This is a genomic window from Paraburkholderia sp. GAS334, from assembly GCF_050436625.1.
Classification (GTDB): Bacteria; Pseudomonadota; Gammaproteobacteria; order Burkholderiales; family Burkholderiaceae; genus Paraburkholderia.
Map to the genome: position 1 here is coordinate 1 of NZ_JBNDMO010000065.1, position 11,362 is coordinate 11,362.

The 11,362-nt window shown below is 60.8% G+C and carries 16 protein-coding genes; 10 read left to right on the plus strand and 6 right to left on the minus strand.

Annotation, left to right across the window (positions count from 1 at the left end; all coding sequences use genetic code 11):
* The 4 genes from P3T21_RS37570 to P3T21_RS37585 form a co-directional block, all read left to right on the plus strand.
* Positions 1-106: DUF6429 family protein (locus tag P3T21_RS37570; RefSeq protein ID WP_429260927.1), on the plus strand; the 106-nt coding region annotated here is incomplete at its 5' end.
* Positions 107-690: 584 nt separating this feature from the next.
* The gene (locus tag P3T21_RS37575) at positions 691-1,302 is read left to right on the plus strand and encodes a nucleoside 2-deoxyribosyltransferase (protein WP_429260915.1); all 612 of its coding nucleotides are present in this window, start codon (positions 691-693) and stop codon (positions 1,300-1,302) included.
* A 28-nt stretch (positions 1,303-1,330) separates the two neighbouring features.
* Positions 1,331-2,275, plus strand: coding sequence for a tyrosine-type recombinase/integrase (locus P3T21_RS37580; protein ID WP_429260916.1), 945 nt, complete (start codon positions 1,331-1,333; stop codon positions 2,273-2,275).
* Positions 2,276-2,348: 73 nt separating this feature from the next.
* Positions 2,349-2,816, plus strand: coding sequence for a hypothetical protein (locus P3T21_RS37585; protein ID WP_429260917.1), 468 nt, complete (start codon positions 2,349-2,351; stop codon positions 2,814-2,816).
* Between the two features lie 34 nt (positions 2,817-2,850).
* Here the strand turns inward: P3T21_RS37585 and P3T21_RS37590 are convergent, their stop codons facing one another.
* On the minus strand, positions 2,851-3,267 hold the full coding sequence (locus tag P3T21_RS37590) for a DUF4337 family protein (protein ID WP_429260918.1): 417 nt from the start codon (positions 3,265-3,267) through the stop codon (positions 2,851-2,853).
* A gap of 9 nt (positions 3,268-3,276) precedes the next feature.
* Positions 3,277-3,654, minus strand: coding sequence for a DUF4145 domain-containing protein (locus P3T21_RS37595; RefSeq protein WP_429260928.1), 378 nt, complete (start codon positions 3,652-3,654; stop codon positions 3,277-3,279).
* A 163-nt stretch (positions 3,655-3,817) separates the two neighbouring features.
* On the opposite strand from P3T21_RS37595, the gene P3T21_RS37600 reads away from it, so the two are divergent.
* From P3T21_RS37600 to P3T21_RS37625, 6 genes are all read left to right on the plus strand, one after another.
* Positions 3,818-5,437, plus strand: coding sequence for a methyl-accepting chemotaxis protein (locus P3T21_RS37600; protein WP_429260929.1), 1,620 nt, complete (start codon positions 3,818-3,820; stop codon positions 5,435-5,437).
* Positions 5,438-5,665: 228 nt separating this feature from the next.
* Positions 5,666-5,875 (plus strand): hypothetical protein, encoded by a 210-nt coding sequence (locus tag P3T21_RS37605; RefSeq protein ID WP_429260930.1) that lies wholly within the window; start codon positions 5,666-5,668, stop codon positions 5,873-5,875.
* 257 nt (positions 5,876-6,132) lie between these two features.
* Complete coding sequence (locus tag P3T21_RS37610; protein ID WP_429260919.1) at positions 6,133-6,342, plus strand: hypothetical protein; 210 nt, start codon at positions 6,133-6,135, stop codon at positions 6,340-6,342.
* Positions 6,343-6,614: 272 nt separating this feature from the next.
* The gene (locus P3T21_RS37615; RefSeq protein ID WP_429260920.1) at positions 6,615-7,001 is read left to right on the plus strand and encodes a hypothetical protein; all 387 of its coding nucleotides are present in this window, start codon (positions 6,615-6,617) and stop codon (positions 6,999-7,001) included.
* 596 nt (positions 7,002-7,597) lie between these two features.
* On the plus strand, positions 7,598-8,287 hold the full coding sequence (locus tag P3T21_RS37620; protein ID WP_429260921.1) for a response regulator transcription factor: 690 nt from the start codon (positions 7,598-7,600) through the stop codon (positions 8,285-8,287).
* On the plus strand, positions 8,271-9,551 hold the full coding sequence (locus tag P3T21_RS37625; protein WP_429260922.1) for a sensor histidine kinase: 1,281 nt from the start codon (positions 8,271-8,273) through the stop codon (positions 9,549-9,551). The genes P3T21_RS37620 and P3T21_RS37625 overlap by 17 nt, the downstream gene beginning before the upstream one ends.
* A 94-nt stretch (positions 9,552-9,645) precedes the next feature.
* On the opposite strand, the gene pal is transcribed toward P3T21_RS37625, so the two are convergent.
* The 4 genes from pal to P3T21_RS37645 are packed head-to-tail and all read right to left on the minus strand — an operon-like array spanning position 9,646 to position 11,084.
* The gene (gene pal, locus P3T21_RS37630; protein WP_429260923.1) at positions 9,646-10,164 is read right to left on the minus strand and encodes a peptidoglycan-associated lipoprotein Pal; all 519 of its coding nucleotides are present in this window, start codon (positions 10,162-10,164) and stop codon (positions 9,646-9,648) included.
* A gap of 55 nt (positions 10,165-10,219) precedes the next feature.
* A complete protein-coding gene (locus tag P3T21_RS37635) occupies positions 10,220-10,441 on the minus strand; it encodes a GDCCVxC domain-containing (seleno)protein (protein ID WP_429260924.1) in 222 nt (73 codons plus the stop codon).
* A 7-nt stretch (positions 10,442-10,448) separates the two neighbouring features.
* On the minus strand, positions 10,449-10,724 hold the full coding sequence (gene merP, locus P3T21_RS37640) for a mercury resistance system periplasmic binding protein MerP (RefSeq protein ID WP_429260925.1): 276 nt from the start codon (positions 10,722-10,724) through the stop codon (positions 10,449-10,451).
* Positions 10,725-10,736: 12 nt separating this feature from the next.
* The gene (locus P3T21_RS37645) at positions 10,737-11,084 is read right to left on the minus strand and encodes a mercuric transporter MerT family protein (protein WP_429260926.1); all 348 of its coding nucleotides are present in this window, start codon (positions 11,082-11,084) and stop codon (positions 10,737-10,739) included.
* Positions 11,085-11,362 lie beyond the last annotated feature (278 nt).

Here is an 11,362-nt window from a genome sequence, read left to right on the forward strand (position 1 = left end):
TCCTGTCAACAAGACGAAGTCCGTGATCTTTACGGAAGAAGGACTGCGCGAGTCCGAGCGACTTTTTAATCAGCACTTTGTCATTCCGGAAAGAACAGGGGATTGATTCAACGAACTTCTAACTCACGACACTAGCGTCGATCCTGACTGCTGACCGATCAGACGACGACAGTTAAACCCATGATTGCGCCAACGTAGATCGGCTATGCGGCGCTTCACGCAGGAACGGGCGCGCTGCCGAGTGTCCCAAGTGGCGGTGGCCGCCGTGGCCTGCCGACGTTGAGGGAAATGGACTTGCCCGAGCTTACGAACGAAAAGGCAAGAGCGGTGGCGTATGTCTGAATGGCGGCTTTGGAGTGGGAGACCGATTGTCTCCTCCTGGCCGAACCCGGTCGACCGTTAGCATCGGTTACATCCACTCGTGAGTCGGAAACGGGATGCGCGCAAAGTTTCAACGGCCGAACTGTGGCGCGGGCGTGTCGATCGCACGAACTTGACTCCGCTTCGCTTCCGTTAAGATCGGGTCATCGTATTAATGGACGGAGAGATCGTTGGATGACGCGCGTAACGAGTAAGCAGGCCAGTCTGGTGGATCTCGCAGATCGAGGAATGACGCCCGAGGAAATATCGGCAAATAGCGGGACGCCGACAGGCACAGTCCGCGCACAATTGACCCGGATTCAGCGAAAAGTGCGAAGCGGCGATTTCTCCCCTCCTCCACTTCCCATCGAACAGATAGCTAGTCGCAAACGGATCTACCTCGCGGGCTTCGATGTTTTTCGCACCGATGCGATGGAACGCGGCCACTACCTGCGCGAGCTTTGCGCGTCGTTCGGTTTCGAGGCGACGTACCCGCTCGATGCGAACGTGCGGGATGGTCTTTCGCCAACTGAGCGCGCGACCTGGATCTATCGGTCGAGCATCGAGGCGATACGCGCGTGCGACATTGTGATGGCCAACGTCGACGACTTTCGCGGACCAGGGGAAGCGGATTCCGGAACGGCCTTTGAGATCGGATTCGCCGCGGCACTCAATAAAGACGTTTGGGCGTACACCACCAACGAAGGGACGGTCCTGGACCGGGTGTCGTCACAGCGTACGTCGATGGGCGCGTTTTGCGAGCGAGGCTTCCTCGTTGAGGACTTTGGCCTGTCGAAGAACCTGATGATCGCGTGCGCAGCACGCATTGTTTCGGGCGACGCTGCTACGTGTCTCGCGGAGATGGCAACGAAGTACGGGATGGAAGGCACCCCCTCCCTTTATAGACCTGCTGGCGAATCGGAGATTCGCAGCACGGGGTGATGTCGCCAATTCAGTATATAAACACACTATGGATACGGTATCTCTCTGGTTGGACAACCCGGCTGCAGCCTACAGGGAATGGCAAGCGCACGATGCCGCCGGCGCAGACCGACGCCCATTCGCTGCGCGCTCGGTCGTGCAGCACACGGCAATGTTTGACCGCTTCCTGCGATATCTCGTCGCGCGAGGTACGACCGTGGCCGCGTTTGACGCTGCCCATCTGGAATCCTTCTTCGCGGACGTGGACAACCGGTGCGCGCCGGGGACCACTACGCACGTGCGCTACGCAAAACTCGTCGATCGCCTGTGTCGGTACCTGGTGGAATTAGGTGTTCGCCGGGGCAATCCTGCCGCCGACTTTGTTCGCAAGGAGCAGTGGCCCGAGGACGAGCCACAGCCCCTCTTTCTCGACCCGGCGGCCGACGAAAGGCTCCAATCTCACATCCAGCCGCAGGGCGCTGACAACGACCGCGAAGCGCGCAATCGAGCGATCGTCGCTCTCCTGTTAGGCACTGGCATTACTGCAGGCGAGATCCGCGTTGCACGTGCTGGCCACCTCGTCATCGACGCGGTGCGGCCACACATCTTCGTTCCGAAGCGCGGTGCGAGAGCGGAGCGCAAGGTGACGTTGCAGGGATTCGCGATCGCCGCGCTGGAGCGCTGGTTGCTGGTGTCCCAGTGCGACGAGGCGGAGCAACTGCTGTTTCCAGCTCCGAAGGCCGGAAAGCCGATCAATGACATGCTGTTAGGGATCATCGTCCGTGAGGCATTGGAGGCCGTCGACTTTTGCGCGCCTGACATGAGTCCGCGCATATTGCGGAATACGTACGCGCGTCGACAGTTACTCAGCGGCCGCAACAATGAAGACGTGAGCCGATTGCTCGGGCTTGTCAGTCAGCGCACCGTGGTTCGGCTGCGAGCGACCATCCAACCCGTCGCAATTGAAAGTTCGGATACCTCTCTATCGACTTGACTTCTCGTACCGCTCCGTAGGCTGGTTTTGCCGGTTCGTCCGAATCGGCATCATCAACCACTCAGGAGCGTTTATGCCGTTTCGAAGCCCATTTGCGGATGTCGTCTATCCCGACGAATCCGGTGTGCCCTGCGCACTGCAATACCGGATCGCAATCACCGACACACCTGACCGGCTGGCGGTGATCCATCTGCGTCACACGGATCAGACGTTCACCAGTCCCGCCGACTCGGCGATCGCCCGGGATCACATTCTCAATCGTATTGCCGAAAGCGCGTTGCACGGCATTCCCGTTAAGGCACTCCGTCTTGTCGTCGAGGATCTGCGCGGCGTTGCGGAGTACGCTATCGAGGCGGATATCGACGACTACATTCGTCGAGGGAATCCGTACGAGTCGACCCCTGTTAGGGGAGTTGGATCGCGCGTCCGAGAGCGCATTTCTATCGGATCTGAGAGCATCATCGCGGGGCGGACTCGAGTACAGACGGCACACGCGACTCCAGAGCCGATGTCGACGGCAGTAGCCAACGCACTAGCCTGATCGTTCCGTCGCAACCGTGAAACGTTGCGACGGTCTACCACGACAGGAGCGCAGCAACACCCAGAGACGCGCCGCATACTGCCACTCCAAGTGACATGACCTGAAGCCACCGCTTTCGCGTGAGCAGCGTTATCGCAGCGAGCGCGATCGATATCTTGCACTGCGGTTTCGGGTCGACAATTGCGGCACCTAGCTCCGCGAGATTTTTCTTTTCGCCCTTTGCATGAAAATAGCCCCATTGCTTCGCTGCTTTCGTCTTGCTGATAGCGGCCTCATTCTTGGCAATCAACGCGAGATTTTCTGTGGTGCCGCTCTGATAAGAACCGAACGCCCCGAGCGTTGCGAGGATTGCCGTCATCACCGCGATTCGCGCCGAGAAGCTATCGCCGTGCGACGCGTGCTCTACTGCGCTGTCGTGCGGGCCGTGAATTTCAAACTCAGCTGGTCTCACCGCGTTTTCCTATTCATCGTCGGCCTTGCCGACCGCAACGCCTTCGATCGGGCCATCGTCAACGGCGCCAATTCGCAATGCCTTCCCCGGACGCGGATGCCGCGCAGGGATCCGCGCCGCGATTTCAAGCACAGATTTTCCGCTGATCACGGTACGTTTGATGAACTGCTCCAACGCTTCGAGTAATTTGCGGAACTCGGTCTCATCTGGGGACCACCCGCGATGCGCCGCCGCGTTTCCCGCGTTCGCCACTGTTGCCAGAACATTCGCCTCTGTTTCTCCAACAAAGCCACTGTTCCTCGAGCCTTCTACATTCTTCTCAAGTGACAAACCCGGGTCGATCTTAAGAAACTCTGTCGTTCGATTCGTGTCGGCCGAAGGGTTCAGGCCATCGCAAGCACCATGCCAGAACCTGTGCGGAGAAAATTATTGCACCGCGAGCGTCCTATGCGGGCAACTTGTCAATATAGGGATTTACACCAATAAAGATGTGCAAAAGACACGCCGTAATACATGGTTAATTCATCCATGCCGTGACGGCGGGTCGGACGTGAAAACGCTAACGTTTGCGCAGAAACTGTGGCTGCCCCTGTTCCTGAGTCTTGCCTGTCTGACCGCGATCACGGGATTCGACGCGTGGTCGTTGCGACAGGTGCGTATCGAAGAACGCGAGAATGATCTGGCCAACAACGCCGACAACGTGGTCAGCCTCGTGCGCCAGTATGCGGACCTTGCGCAACACGGGGTGCTCACGCGTGACGTCGCGCAGAGGGAGGCGATGGAACGCATCAAGGGCATGCGCTTCGGCAAGGATGGCTACTACACCGTCATGACCGATGAACCGAAGATGTTGATGCACCCGTTCAAACCCGAGCTTGTCGGACGGACGCTCGGCGATTTCAAGGACGCCAACGGCACGCTGCTCTATCGGGATGCTGTCAACGTCGCTAAGGCGAATGGCGCTGGTTTCATTCACTATGTGTGGCCCCGGCCTGGCGAGGATCGACCGGTGCCCAAGCTCACCCGCGTCGCGAGCTTCCAGCCATGGGACTGGATTTTTCTCGATGGCGTCTATGTGGACGATATCGATACCGCATTTCACCATTCATTGATCAGGTCCGGCACCATCCTCGTCGCAGTCGCACTGATGCTATCGGGCGTGATCATTGTCATTAATCGCGGACTGCAACGTTCACTCGGTGGCGAGCCGGACTACGCGGCAGAAACCGCGCGGCGCATCGCGAGCGGCGATCTGAGCGTGCCCGTCAATACCCACGGTACCAGCAATCACAGTCTGCTGCATGCGATGGAGGAGATGCGCACGCGGCTCGCGCGCACCGTCGGTGCAATTAAAGATTCCACCGAGTCCATCACGTCCGCCACCCAGGAGATCGCGGTGGGCAATAGCGACCTCTCCCAGCGCACCGAGGAGCAGGCGGCGTCGCTTCAGGAAACCGCGTCGAGCATGGAGCAGATGACGTCCGTAGTGACGAACAATGCAGACAACGCATTGCATGCCAACGAACTCGCGAGCACCGCATCAGACATTGCTGATAGGGGTGGCGAACTGGTCGACAAAGTGATCGGGACCATGCAGGAAATCTCGAACTCTTCGGCCAGGATCACCGAGATCGTCAGCGTGATAGAAGGCATCGCATTCCAGACGAACATCCTGGCACTGAACGCCGCCGTGGAAGCCGCTCGCGCAGGCGAACAGGGGCGGGGTTTCGCCGTCGTGGCCAGCGAGGTGCGCAGCCTCGCCCTGCGCGCGGCTGCGGCAGCCAAGGATGCGAAGGTGCTCATTCAGGAATCGGTCACCCGGGTGGAGAGCGGCTCTGCATTGGTGTCCGAGACGGGGACGGCCATCCGGGAAATTGTCGGCGCAGTCAGGCGAGTGGATTCGATCGTTCACGAGATAGCAGCGGCCTCGAACGAACAGAGCGCCGGCATCCAGCAGGTTGGCCTCGCGATTTCCCAGATGGATTCGGTAACCCAACAGAACGCGGCGCTTGTCGAGCAGGCAGCCGCGGCCGCTCAATCACTCAGCGAGCAGGCTAACGGACTGGCAAGGGTCGTCGCGGCGTTTCGCCTCGAAACCGGCGGCCAGGGCCAAGATAGCCCTACTCACCGCCCGGTATCGACGAAGGTAGCCAATGTCGACGTCGCATAGGCTGATTGTGAGTTGGCTCTTTGTGCTGGCCGGCCTCATCGTGTTGATATGGTTCTTCGCTGCCTACTGGTAGCACGTGTGGTGCCATAGCCCATACCTGACCGATGCCAAAGTCGCGCGGGATGAGAAAGCAGCTGTTGTACCGAACGAGATGTCGGCTCCGAAACTACGACAGCCGATCTGACATTTCCAGGTTTCAGAGCGTCACGCAAGGAGACGAACGTGAACATGGTGAAGACCGAGATCGGACAACTGGAGAAGGCGCTGAACGCGCTGGTTCATCGCCCGTGGCTCATCCGTCGCGACTATTGGGCATCGCAGATCGAGTGCCTGTTTGGACGTCCCGGCCTGTCGGTGCCGGATCGGCAACGACTATGCGCGCTACTCGACCTGCTCGGCACGCCCGTCGCGGAATGTAGTGTCTCAGGACAGCCGTGACAAGCGTCGCAAAGTCTTTGAGGTACCGATCCTGACGGAGAGGGGTAGCTTTCTTTAAAGCCCAAGGTCGTCAAGGCAAGCGCATTGGTTACACGGAACACGCCCGCCACAGCAACATCAATTGCGGCTGGTGTCACGCGTCAGAAATTCGCAGACAACGTTGCGCAATCTTAGCGCACCGCGGCGTCGTCTGATTGCCTGCGATATCTGCGGGGTCATTAACGGCGAACGCGCCTATAGATCTATCGGAAATCATTATGTTCGATGAGTCGAAATACGTATCAGCAATGTACGCACAGGGCCTGGACCAGTGGACGCGTGCCTGGTACGGCGAAGCCGTTGAAGGGGGATTTATCCGCTCGCACTGTCACCCCGAACCCGCGACCATAAAGCGCCTTCGGGGCTATTTCAACGCCGGCCTGTCGCCCGCCGAAGCCGCCCAGGCCTGCTTCGGTCACAAGCACTAAAGCAACCGGGTGATTGCGTCCTTGTCCGGTAGCCGTACCTGTACGAAAGGCAGCGACCGACCCGAAATATTCGGCGGATTCCTGACTCACGACACTCGCCACGCCCGCATGTGCGCCACCTCGACCGGCATCTTGCAAGCACCGCTACCCATGCCAGATTTACACCGCCTGACTAACGTCTCCCGTTCCGCACATTCCTCGGCGAGTTGCACGACTTCGTTGAGGACAGGTTCCGCGGTCGCGCAGCTGGCAGCCCTGTCGAGGGCATCCTGATGACGCAAGCGCAACAGGACTGCAGCGACGGTTGCGTCGTGTCGCCACCAGAGGTCATCACTGCGCTCAAAGAGCTCTACATTGTTTCGAGCGCTCTCGCGCAGCGCGGCGCTTACGCTCAGGAAATCCGGGATGCCCAATGGCGGACAATGATTCAACGGGCTCAAGAGGCGAGGACGGCACTCGACCAGCATGGGGAGCGACCTGAAATGGATGCGATTGTGCTGCTGCGACAGATGACAAAGGTATGTCAGGGTCTGGTTGACCGGCACGCGGCCCACCAGGAGATTCCCTTCGCGGTATGGCGCGAAGTGGGCAGGCTTGGGCACGACGCTTACGAGTGGGTCAACCTGACCGTCCCCCGCCGGCGAGGTGCCGACGCATGAATCACACGCCCTTCGTGTCTGCGCACTGCGCCGGGCTCAAACCGGACCGGCTTGCACAAAGCGCCAGGCCGGTACTTAGGCCGCCCCCTCGCCGCGACTCAAGGTCCGCGGCCTTCTAGCGTCTCTGGGACACAGACGACGGACGGATGGAGCAGCGCCTGTGTTACCCGAACACCTGCGCAGCATTGCTCCGGCGTAGCTGGAAGGAATCAACCTGCGCGACACCTTCGACTTTCCGATCGCCGACTTTGTGGATCGGCTCATGCCGAGTCCGGTGGTGGATACGTCGTCACCCTCCCAGCGTACAGGTTGATGCGTCACTGGCGACCTGGCCACGTCGTCCCGGCCCAAATTGGTCAAGGCCCTGGAGATACAGCCGCGACAGTGTGCTGCGGATCTGCACAAGAGCCAGCATGTTTTGTCGACGTGTACCCCGGCATCGCTGGCCAGCTCGAAGAACTTCGAGGAAGCCTGCGGTGCTCGATGACGGAGGGCTGGCCTCGCCCGAGACGGCCGCGCCGGGCGGTAAGATGTCGTTGTTTGCGCACCGACACGAGTGTCCTGCGACACTGCCCACCCGCCTGGAAAGCCACTCGATGAAAGTATTGATTATCGAAGACGACGCGGATATCGCGACCAACCTCTACGACTATCTGGAAAGCAGCGGCTATGAGGTTGACGTTACATCAGACGGCGTAATGGGCCTGCATCTCGCCGTGACCCAGCACTGGGATGCCATCCTGCTGGACCTGTCGCTGCCGGGCGTGGATGGGTTGACCATCTGCCGCAAACTGCGGGAAGAAGCGCGTCGGGACACGCCCGTTCTGATGCTGACGGCGAAGGATACGCTTGAAGACAAACTGCAGGGTTTCGTCCAGGGCGCGGACGACTATCTCGTCAAACCATTCTCCCTCAAGGAAGTCGGGGCACGCCTTGTTGCGCTCATCAAGCGCTACAAGGGGCAGGTGACGCAAGCCGCATTGAGTTGCGCCGATGTGCGCTTCGATCTGGCGACGCTCACGGTCGAGCGCGTCGGACGCCCGGTCAAGCTGCCACCGAAGTGCCTGCAACTACTGCGCATCCTGATGCAATCACCGAACAGGGTATTTGGCCGGGCCGAACTTGAGGCCGAGATCTGGGGCGAGCAGTTGCCGGACAGCGATACGCTGCGCGCGCACGTCTACACGTTGCGGCGCGCCCTGACCGCCGCCGGCGAGGACGATCTCATCGAAACGGTACACGGTCTGGGCTACCGGTTCGTGGTCAGCGATGCAGACCCGTCGTAGCCTGCGCCTGAAGGTCGCGCTGGTCTTTTCCGCGCTGACGATCCTGTTGCTCGTGGCCCAGGCGCTCGGCGTGAAGGCGCTGGCGGAGGCGCAGGAGGAGCGGCTTATCGCGGCGCTGATCGCCGATGATATGACAGGTCTCCTTCAGACCTGGCGGTCGTACCCGACGCTCGTGCCGCCGCTCGATGCGCGACTCGGCGGCCATGTCTCGGCGGGCGACCGCGTAAGCGTGCCACTGCCCGCGTCGGTCAGAGATCTGCGCGATGGCACCCACGAGATCATCGTGGACGGCCGCGAAATCCACGTGGCGGTCGCACCTTTCGGCGATGCGCGCATCTATCGGATCTACGACTTCAGTACCTACGAGCAGCGTTTCAGGCAGGTGATTGACGCCCTGATGATCGGCACCGGTGTGTTTGCGCTGGTGGCTTTCTGGCTCGCGTTTGGACTGTCCGGCCTGCTGGTCCGACAGGTTGCCGGACTCGCCCGTCAGGTCAAGGAACTCAGGCTCGGTGGATCGTCCGCACTCGATGCCGGCAGATACGATGAAGTGGAGGTCGTGGAGCTGGTCGACGCGTTCAACGACTATCACGGGCGGATGGCACAGATGATTGAGCGCGAGAAGGAGTTCACCGGCAATGTCAGCCACGAATTGCGCACGCCGCTCACGGCGATCAAGACCAGCTGCGAACTCCTCGACGAGGATGAGGCACTGGGCGCGAAGTCGAGGGCGCGGCTGCGGCAGATCGATCGCGCGGCGAACAACATGATAGATCTCGTCAACGCGCTACTGCTGCTTGCGCGCGAAGAGTCGTCGGCCGATGTCGGCCCTGTGCGCATCGCAAGCGCCATCGAAGACGCACTGGATCCGTTTGCCGTCGCTCTGAAAGACAAGGGAGTCGAGGCGAGAATCGACATCGACAGTCGCCTGCGCATCGAGGCGAATCGGCCCGCGCTCGCCATCGTGCTTTCGAATCTGATCGGCAACGCAGTGCGCTACACGGACAGCGGCCACGTCCGCTTCACCTATGCGGACGGCTGGCTGCAGATCGAAGACACAGGCTGCGGCATCCCGCCGGATGCGCTGCCGCGGGTGTTCGAACGTCTGTATCAGGCTAACCCGCCCGAGCCCGGCAGACACGGGTTTGGCATCGGCCTGTCGATAGTCAGGAAGATCTGCGATCGCTACCACTGGTCGATCAGACTCGACAGCGAGCCCGGGAAAGGCACGCGTGTGTGCCTGCGCCTGCCGCCGCTCGACTGAGATCAGTCCCGCGCGGCGGCGCTGCCAGACCGGAACAGCTCGTTACCGGGACCGCGCGAGTCAGGTGCCGCGCCGGACAGGACGGCGCTTCGGACTACTGGCGGTAAAAGAGATCGGCACGGCGATTTCTTGCCCAGGATGCCTCGTCGTGCCCAGTGGCTACCGGCTTTTCCTTACCGAAGCTGATCGCTTCGATCTGCGAATCGGGGACGCCGAACAGGACCAGCACGCGGCGAACTGCCTCGGAGCGCCTCTGGCCCAGCGCGAGATTGTATTCGCTCGTGCCACGTTCATCGGTGTTGCCCTGAATGACCACATGGCGTTGCGCATGGCTTTTCAGATATTGCGCATGCTGTTGCAGCAGCGGTCGATAGTCATCCTTGACGGTATAGTCATCGAAGTCGAAATAGATGCTGCGTTCGGCGAGCGGGCTGTTAGGGTCGTTCAGCGGATCAATCCCGATCTGGGTGACGGCGGTGGGACTGGTCTGCGCGCCGACCGCGCCACTTGCTCCGGTGATGTCCGCAGTCGGAGCGAGCTTCACCCCCGAGTGACATGCGTCGAGTATTCCGACGAACAGAACCATGAGAAGGATACGGATCGTTGGCGTCATTTCCGCAGTCTCCTTGCGCAAAGCGTCAGCCGCTACTGGCGGCGGCCTGGCGTGGTTACCCGCCCGCCCCACAGCAGCGACGCTGCTGTTGCATCGGTGGGCACTTCACCGAACCGAACGAGCAAAACACGCAGCAGTCCCCCGGATTGGCCCGCAACAGGGCCTTGCAGTGACTGCACTCGTAAAAGAACTGGCAGGCATCCGTGGGCATGGTTTCCTGCCTGGCGAAGCCGCAGTGCGGACAGGTCAGCACGGATTCCACGATGATCGCATCCATCGCGGCCTCACTTCTGCACAGTCGAGGGATAGCCCGCATTCGTGGTCGCCCTGGTCAAAGCGTCGGGCTGGGCCTTGCCGGGGTCATAGGTGACCGTGGCCGTTTTCCTGTCGAAGTCGACCTTCACGGCGCTCACGCCGGGCACCTTTTCAAGCGACTTGCGGACCGTAACCGGACAGAGTTCGCACGTCATGTTCTTCACGTCGAGCGTGACAGTTTTCGGCGCGGCGGCCAGCGCCAGGAGCGGCAAGGCAGCGAGCGCGGTAATAAGCAGATTGCGCATGGAACCCCCCGTTCAGGAGATCAGTGGGGCCAGTGACGGCACGGCCAGCAGTCCGAACAACAGGACGGTAACGATCCAGAACGTCATCCGCCGTCGCTTCACCACGCCTGGATCGACACAGGGTGTACCCGGCGCACAGACCTGCGGCACCAGGTAGAGCCTGCGGAAGGTCAGGCCGAGAAACAGCAGCGTGAGCCCGATGAAGATGGGCCGGTACGGCGCCATCGCCGTCAGGCTACCGACCCATGTGCCACCGATGCCGAGCGCCAGCAGCACAAGCGGTGCGACACAGCACACCGATGCACCGATGGCGGCCAGTACGCTGGCGATCAGGGAGCCCTTTCCGGTGAGCGACGTCATGTCTATCTCCTTGAAGCCGTTTTACCCTCGTGCGTTTCCACAGTTCGTAGCGTCGCCAGCGTTCCGGGTCCTGACCGCCAGGCGCACATTCACCGACAGTCGCTGTCAGACCGACTTACCCGTGCTGCGCGACCCAGCCTGTTAGCCCGTGTCCATACAGGCCGCTGAGGGCGACGAGTAGCGCCGCGACGCCGATATTCCACATCACGATCATCGCCGTCGCATCGAGCGGATGGAACAGCAACAGTGCGACCGAGGTCATCGCGGCAACCGCGAGA

Excerpts from the sequence above, each read along its gene's own strand:
- P3T21_RS37580 (WP_429260916.1), top strand. The coding sequence starts at position 1,331 with ATGGATACGGTATCTCTCTGGTTGGACAACCCGGCTGCAGCCTACAGG.
- P3T21_RS37585 (WP_429260917.1), top strand. The coding sequence starts at position 2,349 with ATGCCGTTTCGAAGCCCATTTGCGGATGTCGTCTATCCCGACGAATCC.
- P3T21_RS37605 (WP_429260930.1), top strand. The coding sequence starts at position 5,666 with ATGGTGAAGACCGAGATCGGACAACTGGAGAAGGCGCTGAACGCGCTG.
- P3T21_RS37610 (WP_429260919.1), top strand. The coding sequence starts at position 6,133 with ATGTTCGATGAGTCGAAATACGTATCAGCAATGTACGCACAGGGCCTG.
- P3T21_RS37615 (WP_429260920.1), top strand. The coding sequence starts at position 6,615 with ATGACGCAAGCGCAACAGGACTGCAGCGACGGTTGCGTCGTGTCGCCA.
- P3T21_RS37620 (WP_429260921.1), top strand. The coding sequence starts at position 7,598 with ATGAAAGTATTGATTATCGAAGACGACGCGGATATCGCGACCAACCTC.
- P3T21_RS37625 (WP_429260922.1), top strand. The coding sequence starts at position 8,271 with ATGCAGACCCGTCGTAGCCTGCGCCTGAAGGTCGCGCTGGTCTTTTCC.
- pal (WP_429260923.1), bottom strand. The coding sequence starts at position 10,164 with ATGACGCCAACGATCCGTATCCTTCTCATGGTTCTGTTCGTCGGAATA.
- P3T21_RS37635 (WP_429260924.1), bottom strand. The coding sequence starts at position 10,441 with ATGGATGCGATCATCGTGGAATCCGTGCTGACCTGTCCGCACTGCGGC.
- merP (WP_429260925.1), bottom strand. The coding sequence starts at position 10,724 with ATGCGCAATCTGCTTATTACCGCGCTCGCTGCCTTGCCGCTCCTGGCG.
- P3T21_RS37645 (WP_429260926.1), bottom strand. The coding sequence starts at position 11,084 with ATGACGTCGCTCACCGGAAAGGGCTCCCTGATCGCCAGCGTACTGGCC.